The organism is Curtobacterium guangdongense (assembly GCF_049341845.1).
GTDB lineage: Bacteria > Actinomycetota > Actinomycetes > Actinomycetales > Microbacteriaceae > Curtobacterium > Curtobacterium guangdongense.
In genome coordinates this window covers 70,972-84,795 of record NZ_JBMPIT010000002.1, presented here as the reverse complement: position 1 = coordinate 84,795, position 13,824 = coordinate 70,972, and the positions used below count along the sequence as shown (strand labels likewise).

The 13,824-nt window shown below is 70.2% G+C and carries 16 protein-coding genes; 14 read left to right on the top strand and 2 right to left on the bottom strand.

The window, feature by feature from the left end:
* The 9 genes from pgsA (at position 1) to dapF (ending at position 7,465) form a co-directional block, all read left to right on the top strand.
* Positions 1–636 carry a CDP-diacylglycerol--glycerol-3-phosphate 3-phosphatidyltransferase gene (gene pgsA, locus ACO0E1_RS02835; protein ID WP_422872805.1) on the top strand — a complete coding sequence of 212 codons (636 nt, stop codon included), beginning with the start codon at positions 1–3 and terminating at the stop codon, positions 634–636.
* Positions 633–1,121 carry a CinA family protein gene (locus ACO0E1_RS02830; RefSeq protein WP_422872804.1) on the top strand — a complete coding sequence of 163 codons (489 nt, stop codon included), beginning with the start codon at positions 633–635 and terminating at the stop codon, positions 1,119–1,121. Before pgsA ends, ACO0E1_RS02830 begins: the two co-directional genes overlap by 4 nt.
* 154 nt (positions 1,122–1,275) lie before the next feature.
* Positions 1,276–1,584 (top strand): helix-turn-helix domain-containing protein, encoded by a 309-nt coding sequence (locus ACO0E1_RS02825; protein WP_058725115.1) that lies wholly within the window; start codon positions 1,276–1,278, stop codon positions 1,582–1,584.
* A gap of 78 nt (positions 1,585–1,662) precedes the next feature.
* A complete protein-coding gene (locus ACO0E1_RS02820; protein ID WP_422872803.1) occupies positions 1,663–1,887 on the top strand; it encodes a DUF3046 domain-containing protein in 225 nt (74 codons plus the stop codon).
* A 257-nt stretch (positions 1,888–2,144) separates the two neighbouring features.
* The gene (gene recA, locus ACO0E1_RS02815; protein ID WP_281267451.1) at positions 2,145–3,215 is read left to right on the top strand and encodes a recombinase RecA; all 1,071 of its coding nucleotides are present in this window, start codon (positions 2,145–2,147) and stop codon (positions 3,213–3,215) included.
* Positions 3,212–4,078 carry a regulatory protein RecX gene (locus ACO0E1_RS02810; RefSeq protein WP_422872802.1) on the top strand — a complete coding sequence of 289 codons (867 nt, stop codon included), beginning with the start codon at positions 3,212–3,214 and terminating at the stop codon, positions 4,076–4,078. The genes recA and ACO0E1_RS02810 overlap by 4 nt, the downstream gene beginning before the upstream one ends.
* Before the next feature lie 39 nt (positions 4,079–4,117).
* Positions 4,118–5,611 carry a tRNA (N6-isopentenyl adenosine(37)-C2)-methylthiotransferase MiaB gene (miaB, locus tag ACO0E1_RS02805; RefSeq protein WP_422872801.1) on the top strand — a complete coding sequence of 498 codons (1,494 nt, stop codon included), beginning with the start codon at positions 4,118–4,120 and terminating at the stop codon, positions 5,609–5,611.
* 55 nt (positions 5,612–5,666) lie between these two features.
* Positions 5,667–6,578: a tRNA (adenosine(37)-N6)-dimethylallyltransferase MiaA gene (gene miaA, locus ACO0E1_RS02800; protein ID WP_422873115.1), complete on the top strand. Its 912-nt coding sequence runs from the start codon at positions 5,667–5,669 to the stop codon at positions 6,576–6,578.
* Entirely contained in the window at positions 6,575–7,465 is an 891-nt protein-coding gene (gene dapF, locus ACO0E1_RS02795) for a diaminopimelate epimerase (protein WP_422872800.1), read from the top strand. The genes miaA and dapF overlap by 4 nt, the downstream gene beginning before the upstream one ends.
* 148 nt (positions 7,466–7,613) lie before the next feature.
* Here the strand turns inward: dapF and ACO0E1_RS02790 are convergent, their stop codons facing one another.
* Positions 7,614–8,228: a class I SAM-dependent methyltransferase gene (locus ACO0E1_RS02790; protein ID WP_422872799.1), complete on the bottom strand. Its 615-nt coding sequence runs from the start codon at positions 8,226–8,228 to the stop codon at positions 7,614–7,616.
* A 61-nt stretch (positions 8,229–8,289) separates the two neighbouring features.
* On the opposite strand from ACO0E1_RS02790, the gene hflX reads away from it, so the two are divergent.
* Complete coding sequence (gene hflX / locus ACO0E1_RS02785) at positions 8,290–9,813, top strand: GTPase HflX (RefSeq protein ID WP_281267456.1); 1,524 nt, start codon at positions 8,290–8,292, stop codon at positions 9,811–9,813.
* A 161-nt stretch (positions 9,814–9,974) separates the two neighbouring features.
* On the opposite strand, the gene lexA is transcribed toward hflX, so the two are convergent.
* Entirely contained in the window at positions 9,975–10,619 is a 645-nt protein-coding gene (gene lexA, locus ACO0E1_RS02780; RefSeq protein ID WP_422872798.1) for a transcriptional repressor LexA, read from the bottom strand.
* A gap of 237 nt (positions 10,620–10,856) precedes the next feature.
* On the opposite strand from lexA, the gene ACO0E1_RS02775 reads away from it, so the two are divergent.
* The 4 genes from ACO0E1_RS02775 to hisH all read left to right on the top strand — a co-directional run bounded on the left by ACO0E1_RS02775 (position 10,857) and on the right by hisH (position 13,709).
* Positions 10,857–11,216 (top strand): hypothetical protein, encoded by a 360-nt coding sequence (locus ACO0E1_RS02775; RefSeq protein WP_422872797.1) that lies wholly within the window; start codon positions 10,857–10,859, stop codon positions 11,214–11,216.
* Positions 11,217–11,371: 155 nt separating this feature from the next.
* Positions 11,372–12,478, top strand: a complete 1,107-nt coding sequence (locus ACO0E1_RS02770; RefSeq protein ID WP_422872796.1) for a histidinol-phosphate transaminase — start codon at positions 11,372–11,374, stop codon at positions 12,476–12,478.
* Positions 12,475–13,077 (top strand): imidazoleglycerol-phosphate dehydratase HisB, encoded by a 603-nt coding sequence (gene hisB, locus ACO0E1_RS02765; protein ID WP_422872795.1) that lies wholly within the window; start codon positions 12,475–12,477, stop codon positions 13,075–13,077. The genes ACO0E1_RS02770 and hisB overlap by 4 nt, the downstream gene beginning before the upstream one ends.
* Positions 13,074–13,709 (top strand): imidazole glycerol phosphate synthase subunit HisH, encoded by a 636-nt coding sequence (gene hisH / locus ACO0E1_RS02760; protein WP_422872794.1) that lies wholly within the window; start codon positions 13,074–13,076, stop codon positions 13,707–13,709. The genes hisB and hisH overlap by 4 nt, the downstream gene beginning before the upstream one ends.
* Positions 13,710–13,824 lie beyond the last annotated feature (115 nt).

The following is a 13,824-nucleotide window of genomic DNA, read 5'->3' as shown; positions in this document are numbered from 1 at the left end:
ATGACCGCCTCGGAAGGCACCAACACGAAGCGGTTCCCATGGCGGGGACGTCTCATCCGCAAGGGACCGGGCCCCGCGTCGACGGCGAACGTCGCGAACATCATCACCGTCATCCGGATCCTGATGGCGCCGCTGTTCTTCGTCCTGCTCCTGGCCGATGCCGGGCAGGACGGGCCGACACGCATCTGGGCCGCCGTGCTCTTCGTCGTGGCGATCGTCACGGACAGCGCCGACGGCATCATCGCCCGCCGGCAGAACCTGGTGACGGACTTCGGCAAGCTGGTCGACCCGATCGCCGACAAGGTGCTCATCGGAGGAGCACTCGTGGCCCTCTCGATCCTCGGTGAACTGCCCTGGTACGTGACGGTCCTGATCATGGTGCGCGAGATCGGCATCACGGTGTTCCGCTTCGCCGTGCTGTCCGACCGGGTCATCCCGGCGAGCCGCGGCGGGAAGATCAAGACCGTCCTGCAGGCGGTCGCGATCACGCTCGCGCTCTTCCCCTGGTGGAACTTCGCCGGCGACTTCGCCCACTGGACGAACGGCATCCTGATGACCGCCGCGTTCATCGCCACCGTGTGGAGCGGACTGGACTACCTGTGGCAGGCGTGGAAGCACAACCGGACCGCAGCGTGAGCCTGGCTTCCTCGGTCGTCGCGGCGCTGATCGCGCGGGGCGAGACCGTCGCCGTGGCGGAGTCGCTCACCGGCGGTCTCGTCGTGGCGGAGCTCGTGGGAGTCCCCGGGGCGAGCGCCGTCGTCCGTGGGGGAGTCGTGGCGTACGCGACACCCGTCAAGGCGTCCGTGCTCGGCGTCTCAGTCGCACTGCTCGCCAGCAACGGCGCGGTCGACCCGACCGTGGCCGAGCAGATGGCGACCGGGGTACGGACCGCACTCGCGGTCGACGGTGCGCCCGCGACGTGGGGAATCTCGACGACGGGTGTCGCCGGACCGGACCCGCAGGACGGGCAGCCCGTCGGCACCGTGTTCGTCGGCATCGCATCGGCGGCGGGCGCTCGGGCGTTCGAACTGCACCTGGACGGGGACCGGCAGGCAATCCGACAGGCCGCTGTCTCCGAACTCCTGACAAGGCTGCACGCCACGCTCGAGACCGGGGAATAGCCCGCGTTACCGCTGGGTTACATCTCACGCAATCTCCAGCAGGACGGCAGCCCAGGTGGCTAGCATGCTGCAACCGGCAACGCTACTGTTGCTGAACCCGAACCCGGTCACCCTGGCCGGTCGGGCGCGGAGACGACAGAGAGGAGGAGTTCTCATGGTTCTCGTTCGTCAGGAAATCGGCGACGTTCTGCGGGACTTCCGCTTGCAGAAGGGCCGGACCCTCCGTCAGGTCGCGTCCAAGGCCAGCGTTGCTCTCGGGTACCTCAGTGAGGTGGAGCGTGGTCAGAAAGAGGCCAGCTCGGAGATCCTCGCCTCCGTTGCGGATGCGTTGGACACCCCGATCTCCACGATCATGCGCGAGGTGGGAGACCGCCTCGCCGTGGTGGAAGGTCTCACCCCGGTCCCGGACACGCTCCCGGACGAACTCGTCGCCGAGTTCGACAACGACCTCGCGGTGCGCTGAGACGCACTGCACACGAACGCCCCCGTCGGTCCGCCGGCGGGGGCGTTCGCCGTTCGTGCTGACGCTTAGGGTGGTCTGATGCGTGTGAGTGAGTTCTGGCGAGCCGTCGACCAGGTCTTCGGCGAGGCGTACGGGGCGGTCGTCGCCCGTGACGTGGTCCTCGAGGGGCTCGGCGGGCGCTCCGCTGCCGATGCGATCGCCGCTGGGATCGACACCCGGAAGGTGTGGGACGCGCTGTGTGACTCGCAGGACGTCCCGCAGGACCGGCGACACGGGAAGGGGTTGTTGGAGCCGCGCGACTAGCGTTCCGCGACCGAACATGTGTTCGGCGTGTCGCTCGAACGCGTGTTCGATGGGTGGTAGCTTCCTGCACAGCGGCGTGATCGACGGATTCATCCACAGTCAGCGCGGTGATCGGCATCGATGTCGGTGGCCCGCCCTAGGTTCGAAGCCATCGGGAACGTCCGAAGCCTTGTCGAAGAACCAGGGGCCTTGCACCACCGGCCCCGGGGGACGGGACAGCCTACAGGCGGCCGACATCGAGCACGAAGGAGCACACCATGCCATCACCCGCAGACCGCGAGAAGTCCCTCGAGACCGCACTCGCCCAGATCGACCGGCAGTTCGGCAAGGGCGCGGTGATGCGCCTCGGCTCCGACGAGCGTGCACCGGTCGCGACCATCCCGACCGGTTCCGTCGCCCTCGATGTCGCGCTCGGGATCGGTGGGCTGCCGCGTGGCCGCATCATCGAGATCTACGGCCCGGAGTCCTCGGGTAAGACCACCCTGACGATCCACGCCATCGCGAACGCGCAGCGCAACGGTGGCATCGCCGCGTTCATCGACGCCGAGCACGCGCTCGACCCCGAGTACGCCAAGAAGCTCGGCGTGGACATCGACGCGCTGCTCGTGTCGCAGCCCGACACCGCCGAGCAGGCGCTCGAGATCGCCGACATGCTCGTCCGCTCCGGGTCGATCGACCTGATCGTCATCGACTCCGTCGCGGCCCTCGTGCCCCGCGCCGAGATCGAAGGCGAGATGGGCGACTCCCACGTCGGCCTCCAGGCACGACTCATGTCGCAGGCGCTCCGCAAGCTCGCCGGTGGGCTGAACCAGACGCAGACCACGATGATCTTCATCAACCAGCTGCGCGAGAAGATCGGTGTGTTCTTCGGCTCCCCGGAGACCACGTCCGGCGGTAAGGCGCTGAAGTTCTACGCGTCGGTCCGCCTCGACATCCGTCGCATCGAGACGCTGAAGAGCGGCACCGACGCCGTCGGCAACCGCACCCGCGTGAAGGTCGTCAAGAACAAGATGGCGCCGCCCTTCAAGCAGGCGGAGTTCGACATCCTCTACGGCACGGGCATCTCGCGTGAAGGCTCGCTGCTCGACTTCGGCGTGGACCACGGCATCGTCAAGAAGTCCGGCGCCTGGTACACCTACGACGGCGACCAGCTCGGGCAGGGCAAGGAGAACTCGCGTTCCTTCCTGATCCAGAACCCGGAGATCGCCGCGGAGATCGAGGGCAAGATCCTCGCCAAGCTCGGCATCGGTGGGGCCAAGGCCACCGAAGAAGCAACGGCACCGGTCGAGTCGCTCGAAGCCAAGCTCACCGCACGCAAGGGCGCGTGACCGGGCACGACGACGGCAGCGACGACCTCGCACCGGTCACCGACCTGTTCGGTGCGAGGTCCCGCCGCCGTCGGACACCGCCGCTCCCGGAGCCGGAGACCGAAGCGGAGGCCCCCGGCGTGGCGACAACGCCGGACGCCGGCGCCGCCGATGCGAGCGCGCCGGTTCCGCTCCGCGGGCACCGTGCGCAGTCCGAGTGGGTCTCACCGGTCGTCGGGGACGGCTCCGGTCGCAGTGCCCGTGCCGAGCAGGACGGCTACGACATCGACGAGGCCGATGCCACGACGGCGTCGGTGTTCTCGATCGCCGGCGGTGACGAGATCGACCCCGCTGACGCACCACGGCCGCTGGACGAACAACGTGCGGACGCCGAGCGGCTCAGCATGCGCGCCCTCGGCCGCAAGGGTGTGAGCGAGTCCGAGCTCCGGACGATGCTCCGGGGCAACGACCTCGACCCGGACGTGGTCGAGCACGAGGTCGAACGCCTCACCCGGGTGGGACTGCTCGACGACGTCGCCCTCGCGACCGACCTCGTGGACCGACTCCACGACCGCAAGGGGCTCGGTCGGCAGGGGGTCGTCGCCGAGCTCCGTCGTCGTGGCATCGACCAGGCGGCGATCGACGCCGCCCTCGACGCCGCGGCGGACGACGATGACGACGAGTTCATCCGTGCGATCGAGCTCGCCGAGAAGCGTGCCGGTCAGCTCCGGGGCCTCGACCGTGCGACCGCAGAGCGCCGGCTCTCCGGCTTCCTCATGCGCAAGGGCTACAACGGCGGCGTCGTGCGGATCGCGGTGGAGCGCGCGCTCGACGGCGGTGGACCGCGGAAGGGCGGGCCGCGCGGCACGGTCCGGTTCGAGTAGGCACCGATTCACCGCGCGCCGATTTACACTGGGACGACCATGGCCACCGTCGCAGCGCAGCCCCGCACCTACGAGGTCCGCACCTACGGGTGCCAGATGAACGTGCATGACTCCGAGCGTCTCAGCGGGTCGCTGCAGGCCGCCGGGTACGTCGCGGCGGACGGCGCCCAGGCGGACGTCGTCGTGATCAACACGTGCGCAGTGCGCGAGAACGCCGACAACCGCCTCTACGGCAACCTCGGGCAGCTCGCGGGCATCAAGCGGGAGCACCCCGGCATGCAGATCGCGGTCGGCGGCTGCCTGGCGCAGAAGGACAAGAACGTCATCCTCGAGAAGGCGCCGTGGGTCGACGTCGTCTTCGGTACGCACAACATGGGGTCGCTGCCGACGCTGCTCGAGCGCGCTCGGCACAACGGCGAGGCGCAGCTCGAGATCCTCGAGTCCCTGGACGTCTTCCCGTCGACACTGCCGACCAAGCGCGACTCGACGCACAGTGGGTGGGTGTCGATCTCCGTCGGCTGCAACAACACCTGCACGTTCTGCATCGTCCCGTCGCTCCGTGGCAAGGAGAAGGACCGTCGTCCCGGTGACGTCCTCGCGGAGATCCAGGCACTCGTCGACGACGGCGCGATCGAGGTCACCCTGCTCGGCCAGAACGTGAACTCGTACGGCGTCGAGTTCGGGGACCGGCAGGCGTTCGGGAAGCTGCTGCGCGCGGCCGGGCAGATCGAGGGCCTCGAGCGCGTGCGGTTCACGAGTCCGCACCCGGCGGCGTTCACCGACGACGTCATCGACGCGATGGCAGAGACCCCGAACGTGATGCCGCAGCTGCACATGCCGCTGCAGTCCGGGTCGGATCGCGTCCTCAAAGCGATGCGCCGCAGCTACCGGAGCGAGCGGTTCCTCGGGATCCTGGACCGCGTGCGCGCCAAGATCCCGAACGCGGCGATCTCCACGGACATCATCGTGGGGTTCCCCGGCGAGACGGAGGCCGACTTCGAGGGCACGATGCGGGTCGTCGAACAGGCCCGGTTCGCGTCGGCCTTCACCTTCCAGTACTCCATCCGCCTCGGGACGCCGGCGGCCACGATGGACGACCAGCTCCCGAAAGAGGTCGTCCAGGCGCGCTACGAGCGGCTCACCGCCCTGCAGGACCGCATCACCGCGGAGGAGAACCAGCGGCAGGTCGGTCGCACGATCGACGTCCTGGTGGCCACCGGCGAGGGCAAGAAGGACGACACCACGCACCGGCTGTCCGGCCGAGCGGAGGACTCCCGTCTCGTGCACTTCTCGGTGCCGGCGGGTTCCGACGTCCCGCGCCCCGGCGATGTCGTCACGGTCGAGGTGACCCGCGCTGCGCCGCACTTCCTCATCGCCGACTCCGACCAGCCGCTCCGCATCCGGCGCACCCGCGCCGGCGAGGCGTGGGACCGTGCGCAGGCGGAGTCCTGCGCCGTCCCCACGCCGACGGCCCCCGGTGACGGGCCGAAGCCGGTGTCGCTCGGTCTGCCGACCCTCCGTGTCGGCCGCTGACCCCCTCCCGGGGCCGTACGACGAGTCAGGCGGGCCCGCGGCTGACAGCGTCTCGCTGATCGCCGTCGTCGGCGCGACCGGCACCGGCAAGTCCGACCTGGCGATCGCGATCGCTGATCGACACCGTGCGAGCGGCCGGAACGCCGAGATCGTCAACGCCGACGCGATGCAGTTCTACCGCGGCATGGACATCGGCACCGCGAAGGTCCCGCTCGGTGAGCGGCACGGCATCCCGCACCACCAGTTGGACGTGCTCGACGTCACCGACGAGGCGAGCGTCGCGGCCTACCAGCACGACGCACGAGCAACCATCGGCCGCATCGTCGACGACGGTGGGGTCGCGGTCCTCGTCGGGGGCAGCGGCCTGTACGTCTCGTCCGTCCTGCACGACCTCGCGTTCCCCGGCACCGACCCGGAACTCCGCGCGGCGCTGGAACGCGAGCACGCGGAGGCCGGACCGAACGTCCTGCTCGCGCGGCTGCGCGAACTCGACCCGGCGGCTGCCGAGACGATCGACGTCCGCAACCCACGGCGGCTGATCCGCGCCGTGGAGATCGCGAGCCGGTCCGACCGGGTCACCCCGAGCCTCCCGTCTGCGCCGCGCGCGTGGCGACCCGCCCGTGTCCTGCACCTGCGTCGCGATCGTGCGCAGCTCGTCGCGGCGCTCCACGACCGCGCAGCGGGCATGTTCCGCGACGGACTCGTCGACGAGGTCGCCGCGCTGCGGACGCGCGGGCTCGAGCAGGGACGCACGGCGCGTGCCGCGATCGGGTACTCCCAGGCGCTCGACGTCCTGCGCGGCGACGCGACGGTCGCCGATGCCGTCGAAGCGACCGCGGTGGCGACGCGGAAGTACGCCAGGCGACAGGTCTCGTGGTTCAAGCGGTACGCAGAGGCCGAGGACCTCGACGTGACGGGCGCCGACCGGCAGGAGCTCTCGGACGTGGCCCGTAGGATCGTCCCGTGACCGAGCTGCACTTCACCAAGGGCCAGGGGACCGGCAACGACTTCGTCCTGTTCGCCGACCCGGACGCCACGGTCGACCTGACCCCGGAGCGGATCCGCGCGATCGCCGACCGACGGTTCGGCGTGGGGGCCGACGGCGTGATCCGGGCGGTGCGCGCTGACGCCCTCCCCGAGGGCCGCGCCATCGCGGCGTCCGCTCCCGAGGTCACGTGGTTCATGGACTACCACAACGCCGACGGCACGGTCGCGGAGATGTGCGGGAACGGCATCCGTGTCTTCGCGCGCTACCTGACCGAGTCGGGGCTCGTGGACCTCGAACCGGGCGAGACGCTGTCCGTCGGCAGCCGCAAGGGCATCGTCGACATCCAGCGGCAGGCGAACGGGTTCGCCGCGGATCTCGGGCGATGGGACCTCGGCATCGAGGGCGGCGGGTCCTCCGACGTGCTCGTCCGCGCGAAGAACCTCGATCGCGCCCGCCCGGGCCTCGGCATCGACGTCGGCAACCCGCACGTGGTGGTCGCCGTCGCGACGGAGGACGAGCTCGCCGACCTCGACCTGACGTACGTCCCCGTGCTCGACCCGGCGCCGGCAGCCGGTGCGAACGTCGAGTTCGTGCTGCCTGGTGAGCCCCTGGTGCAGGACGGCGTCGGGCAGATCACGATGCGGGTGCACGAGCGGGGGAGCGGCGAGACGCTGTCCTGCGGCACCGGGGCGGTCGCTGCGGCACTCGCGACGCGGTACTGGGCGGGGGCCAGCGCGCCGGACACCTGGCGGGTGCGGGTCCCTGGGGGCGTCGTGACGGTGCGGATGTTCGCGGCCGAGGACGGCGAGCACGTGTCGCTCGCCGGGCCGGCCGAGCTGGTGTTCTCCGGCGACTTGACGGTCTGACGCCTGCGCGGGCGGGCCGCGGCGCGCTGCAGGGGCTGTCGGGGCTCGGAACCGCGGTCCGGACACGGAACCGCGCATCCTCGAGGTTCGGTATCCGGATCGCGGTTCTGAGCGGAGCCGGCACGGGAGCGGGGCGCGCAGCCGCGCGCTACTCCGCCGTCCGGTGCACGCGCAGGACGCGGAACCCCTTGTCGGTCGACGCCCTCGTGACGTGGAACGACGCCCCGAGCGTGTCGTGGAGCCACCGCTGCAACGAGTCGCCACCGAGGTCCTTCGACACGACGAGCCAGGCGTCGCCGGACACCTCGAGCCGGGGCAGCCAGGTCATCAGGATGTCGTGGAGCTCGTCCTTGCCGACGCGGATCGGCGGGTTCGACCAGATCGTCCGGAAGCGCAGGTCCGCCGGGACGTCGGCGGGCACCCCGATCGACACGTTCGTGACCCCGGCGGCTTCGGCGTTGGCGCGCGCCAGGTCGAGCACGCGCTCGTTGACGTCGACGCCCCAGACCTGCGCGTCCGGGGAGTGGAGCGCCATGGTGATCGCGATCGGACCCCACCCGCAACCGACGTCGAGGAGTGCGCCGTCGTGCGCGGGCGGCGGCACGGAGCCCAGCAGCACGCGGGTCCCGCGGTCGATGCCGTCCGGGCTGAAGACCCCGGACGCAGTGGTCAGTGACAGGGAACGACCCGCCAGCGTCACGTGGATCTGGCGCGGTCGCGCCTGGCTCTCCGGGGTGGCCGAGAAGTAGTGGTCGTTCGCCATGGATGAACCGTACCGGCAACCCCGTGTGTCCTGGAGCCCGCAGAGGTACCCTGTGGACAGCATGACGGATACCCACAACCAAGCTGAAGGCGACGGCGTCGTCGAGCGCGTGCTGCGCAACGCCGACTCGCGAGCCAGCTCGTCCATCTTCGCGCCCGCACAGGCGATCCAGACCCGCTCGGTCGACGAGCACGGCTGGGCCGGTGACGGCGACCAGTACGACCGCGACGACCGCGCAGCGCTGCGCCGCGTGGCCGGTCTCTCCACCGAGCTCGAGGACGTCACCGAGGTCGAGTACCGGCAGCTCCGGCTCGAGCAGGTCGTCCTCATCGGCGTGTACGCCCAGGGCGACGCGGCCGACGCCGAGAACTCGCTCCGTGAGCTGTCGGCACTCGCCGAGACCGCTGGCGCCGTGGTCCTCGACGGGCTGCTGCAGCGGCGGCCCCACCCCGACCCCTCGACGTACCTCGGCAAGGGCAAGGCGGAAGAGCTCGCCATGGTCGTCAAGGCCACCGGGGCCGACACCGTGATCGCCGACACCGAGCTCGCACCGTCCCAGCGGCGTGCGCTCGAGGACGTCGTCAAGGTGAAGGTCATCGACCGGACCGCCGTGATCCTCGACATCTTCAGCCAGCACGCGAAGAGCCGCGAGGGCAAGGCGCAGGTCGAGCTCGCCCAGCTCGAGTACCTCCTGCCGCGACTGCGCGGTTGGGGTGAGTCGATGTCCCGTCAGGCCGGTGGGCAGGTCTCCGGCGGCGCCGGCATGGGTTCGCGTGGTCCGGGTGAGACGAAGATCGAGCTCGACCGTCGCCGCATCCACACGCGGATGTCGAAGCTGCGTCGACAGATCGCGTCGTTCCGTCCCGCGCGAGAGGCAAAGCGCGCCGACCGTCACCGCAACGAGGTGCCGAGCGTCGCGATCGCCGGGTACACGAACGCGGGCAAGTCGTCGCTCCTCAACCGGCTGACGAGCGCCGGCGTGCTCGTGCAGAACCAGCTCTTCGCGACGCTGGACTCCACGATCCGCCGCACGAACACCGGCAAGGGCCGCGAGTACACCTTCGCGGACACGGTCGGCTTCGTGCGGAACCTGCCGCACCAGCTCGTCGAGGCGTTCCGCTCCACGCTCGAAGAGGTCGGCGAGGCCGACGTCATCGTGCACGTGGTCGACGGGTCGCACCCGGACCCCGCAGCCCAGCTCGCGACCGTCCGGGACGTGATCGGCGACGTCGGCGCCCGGGACATCCCCGAGATCGTCGCGTTCAACAAGTCGGACCTCATCGACGACGCGCAGCGGCTCGTGCTCGTGGGCCTCGCCCCGGACGCCGTGTTCGTCTCTGCGCGCACCGGCGAGGGCATCCCGGAGCTCCTCCGGGCGATCGAGGCGCGGCTCCCCGAGCCCGACGTCGAGCTCACCGTGGTGATCCCGTACGAGCGTGGTGACCTGGTGTCGTCCCTGCACGACGCGGGTGCGGTCGAGTCCGTGGACTACGTCGAGGCGGGGACGCGACTGCGCGTTCGGGTCTTCCAGCGCCAGGTCGCCGAGCTCGACCCGTTCGTGGTCGCGCCCGTCACGACGGCCTAGTCCCCGCAGGGTCGCCTCGTCGGCCTGGAGGCCCGGCTCGCCTCCGCCGGTCGCGTCCCGCCCGCGCGCGGTGCCGCCACCACATCGAGGGAACAGAAAACGTCGGGTCACGCTGGGTGACCCGACGTTTTCTGTTCCCTCGACGCCTAGCGGGACGCGCGTCAGATGCTGCGGAGGACGGCGACCACCTTGCCGAGCACAGTCGCGGCGTCGCCGAGGATCGGCTCGAACGCGGAGTTGCGGGGGAGCAGCCACGTGTGACCGTCCCGCTGCCGGAAGACCTTGACCGTGGCTTCCTCGTCGAGCATCGCGGCGACGACGTCGCCGTTCTCGGCGGTCTGCTGCGACCGGACGACGACCCAGTCGCCGTCGCAGATCGCCGCGTCGATCATCGACTCGCCGACGACCTTGAGCATGAAGAGGTCTCCGGTGCCGACGAGCTGACGGGGGAGCGGGATGATCTCGTCGACGTGCTGCTCTGCGGTGATGGGGACACCCGCGGCGATGCGACCGACGAGCGGGACGAGGGTCGTGGCGTCCACATCGGGGCCGTCCGCGTCGGGCGTCTGCTCGTCGACCAGGACCTCGAGCGCCCGAGGACGGTTGGGATCACGGCGGATCCAGCCGCCGAGCTCCAGCTGACCGAGCTGGTGCGACACGCTCGACAGTGACGAGAGGCCGGCAGCGTCGCCGATCTCACGCATGCTCGGCGGGTACCCCCGGCTGGCGATCGACGCACGGATCGCGTCGAGGATCGCCTGCTGCTTCGCCGTCAGCGGTTTCTGTCCCCGCAGTTCGTCCGCCACGTCGTCTCGCCTTCTGGTCGGACCGAGGACGGCCTCTGCGGGAATGTCGGTGGTCCCCGTCAGGCTTGTCCCAGTCAGTCGAAACAGTATCCGACCGCATGCTGCCGGACAAACACCTGTTCGAGCGTGTCGCACAAAAACTCCCCGGAAATGTCTCCAGGGGACTTGTGCGTCCGTCCGTTCGAACGTATGTTCGGTACATCGCTTCGGTTCACCAGAGCAGGAAGGCACCACGACATGAGCACCATCGCACTCGCAGACATGCAGGGCACGGCCGTCCGTACCCGGCTCCGCCTCACGCGCCGCGGCCGCGTGGTCTTCACGACGCTCGCCGCCCTGCCGGTCCTGATCGTCGTCGGCCTGTTCGCGCTGAACGGTGGCCAGGCCGCTGCCGGCAACACCGCAGCGGACGTGCACTTCCAGACGGTGACCATCGAACCCGGGGAGACGCTCTGGCAGCTCGCCGAGCAGACCGCACCGAACGCGGACCCGCGTGACTTCATCGCGGACGTCGTGAGCCTCAACGCGCTCGACGGCTCCGGCGTCCAGGCCGGCGAGCAGATCGCGATCCCGGTCAAGTACGCCCCGGCCAAGTAGGTCCCGGCCAAGTAGGCGCCGGCCAAGTAGGCCCCGCGGAGTAAGCAGAGCGCGAAGAGTCGACGGCCCGGCCCCTTGACCGCGTCGGCAGGGTCCAGCGCATGACCGTCCGGACGGCCGGTCACCGTGGAGCCGCGCCGCTCTACGATGGATCGGTGGCATTCACGCTCGAAGACCTCCCGATCCGAGACGACCTCCGCGGTCAGAGCCCCTACGGGGCACCGCAGAAGCACGTCCGCGTGCAGCTCAACGTCAACGAGAACACGCATCCGGTGCCGCAGGACGTCGCGGACGACATCGTCGAGTCGGTCCGTCGGGCGCTCGGGACGGTGAACCGGTACCCGGACCGTGAGTTCACCGAGCTGCGCGAATCGCTCGCGGGGTACCTCGGGCACGACCTCACGGCCGAACAGATCTGGGCGGCCAACGGCTCGAACGAGGTCATCCAACAGCTCCTCCAGGCATTCGGCGGCCCGGGGCGCAGCGTGCTCGGCTTCCCGCCCACCTACTCGATGCACTCGATCATCGCGTCAGGGACCGGCACACGGTGGATCACTGCCGAGCGCGATGCCGAGTTCCGCATCTCGCCCGAGACCGCCGTCACAGCCGTGCGTGCGCACCGCCCGGACGTCGTGTTCCTCTGCGGGCCGAACAACCCGACGGGCACCCCGCTGGACCTCGCGACGATCGAAGCCGTCTACGACGCCACCGACGGCATCGTCATGGTGGACGAGGCGTACGCCGAGTTCATGCCGGTGGGGCAGCCGACCGCGCTGACGCTGCTGCCCGGTCGCGAACGCCTCGTCGTGTCCCGCACGATGAGCAAGGCGTTCGCGTTCGCGGGCGCCCGCGTCGGGTACCTCGCGGCACACCCCGCCGTGATCGACGCCCTCCGCCTCGTCCGCTTGCCGTACCACCTGTCCGCGCTCACCCAGGCGGCGGCGGTCGCGGCGCTCCGGCACGCACCGGAGATGCTCGCGATGGTCGACGACATCCGGAACCAGCGCGACCGCATGGTCGTGGAGCTCCGCGCGATGGGGTATTCGCCGTACGAGACGTGGTCGAACTTCGTGCTCTTCGGCGGCGTGGCCGACCCGCGTGCGGCCTTCGAGTCGCTGCTCGAACACGACGTGATCGTCCGAGACCTCGGCATCCCGAACCACCTCCGGGTGAGCGCCGGTACCGAGGAAGAGACCACCGCGTTCCTCGACGCCATGCGCCAGGTGGCCGCCGAACAGCCGCCGGTTAGGGTTGCAGCATGACCGCGCGTACCGCCGAGATCACCCGCTCGACGAGTGAATCGACCGTTTCCCTGTCGCTCGACCTCGACGGCACCGGCAAGTCCGAGATCGCGACGAGCGTTCCGTTCTTCGACCACATGCTGACCGCGTTCAGCAAGCACTCCCTGATCGACCTCCGGGTGCAGTCCTCCGGGGACACCGACATCGACGTGCACCACACGGTGGAGGACACCGGGATCGTGCTCGGTCAGGCGCTCAAGCAGGCGCTCGGCAACCGGTCCGGCATCGGTCGGTACGGCGACGCGCTCGTCCCGCTCGACGAAGCACTGGCGCAGGCGGTCGTCGACGTCTCCGGCCGCCCGTTCCTCGTGCACTCCGGCGAACCGGCCGGCTTCGAGTTCCACCGCATCGGCGGCCACTTCACCGGCTCGATGGTCCGCCACGTGTTCGAGGCCATCACGTTCAACGCGGGCATCACCGTGCACGTCCGCGTGCTCGAAGGCCGCGATCCGCACCACATCGCGGAAGCGGAGTTCAAGGCGTTCGCGCGGGCGATGCGCCGTGCGGTCGAGCTCGACCCGCGCGTCGACGGCATCCCCTCGACCAAGGGCGCACTGTGACCGCGAAGCCGAACGTCGTCGTCCTCGACTACGGGTCGGGGAACGTGCACTCCGCTGCGAAGGCGCTCGAGCGTGCCGGCGCAGCGGTCACGCTGACGGCCGACAAGCGCACGGCGCTCGACGCCGACGGGCTGGTGGTCCCCGGCGTCGGTGCGTTCGCGGCCGTCATCGACCAGCTCGAGGGCGTCCAGGGCGGGGAGATCGTCGACCACCGGCTCGCGGGCGGACGCCCGGTCCTCGGGATCTGCGTCGGCATGCAGGTGCTCTTCTCCCGCGGAGTGGAGCGCGGCGCGGACGTCGAGGGCCTCGCGCAGTGGCCCGGAATCGTCGAGCAGCTCGACGCCGAGGTCCTGCCGCACATGGGCTGGAACACGATCGACGCCCCGGAGGACTCCGTGTTGTTCGACGGTCTCCGTGACGAGCGCTTCTACTTCGTCCACTCGTACGGCGTCACCGAGTTCCCGCTCGAGGCGTACGGGCCGTTCCGCGCGCCGAAGCTCACGTGGGCCGAGCACGGTCAGCGGTTCATCGCCGCCGTCGAGAACGGGCCCCTCACCGCGACCCAGTTCCACCCCGAGAAGTCCGGCGAGCCGGGCATCCAGATGCTCCGCAACTGGGTGAATTCGCTCTGACCCGCGCCGCGCCGTGGGCTCGGCCACGGTCCAGGTGACGAGCGTGCCGGACCCGCACCGAGCCTCCCGTCCGGCCACGAGCCGGCACCGCACCCGCAACGAAACCGACAGGACC

Coding starts and splice junctions, on each gene's coding strand:
- recA (WP_281267451.1), top strand. CDS start 2,145: ATGCCATCACCCGCAGACCGCGAGAAGTCCCTCGAGACCGCACTCGCC.
- ACO0E1_RS02790 (WP_422872799.1), bottom strand. CDS start 8,228: ATGGCGAACGACCACTACTTCTCGGCCACCCCGGAGAGCCAGGCGCGA.
- ACO0E1_RS02775 (WP_422872797.1), top strand. CDS start 10,857: ATGAGCACCATCGCACTCGCAGACATGCAGGGCACGGCCGTCCGTACC.
- pgsA (WP_422872805.1), top strand. CDS start 1: ATGACCGCCTCGGAAGGCACCAACACGAAGCGGTTCCCATGGCGGGGA.
- ACO0E1_RS02825 (WP_058725115.1), top strand. CDS start 1,276: ATGGTTCTCGTTCGTCAGGAAATCGGCGACGTTCTGCGGGACTTCCGC.
- hisB (WP_422872795.1), top strand. CDS start 12,475: ATGACCGCGCGTACCGCCGAGATCACCCGCTCGACGAGTGAATCGACC.
- miaB (WP_422872801.1), top strand. CDS start 4,118: ATGGCCACCGTCGCAGCGCAGCCCCGCACCTACGAGGTCCGCACCTAC.
- ACO0E1_RS02820 (WP_422872803.1), top strand. CDS start 1,663: ATGCGTGTGAGTGAGTTCTGGCGAGCCGTCGACCAGGTCTTCGGCGAG.
- hflX (WP_281267456.1), top strand. CDS start 8,290: ATGACGGATACCCACAACCAAGCTGAAGGCGACGGCGTCGTCGAGCGC.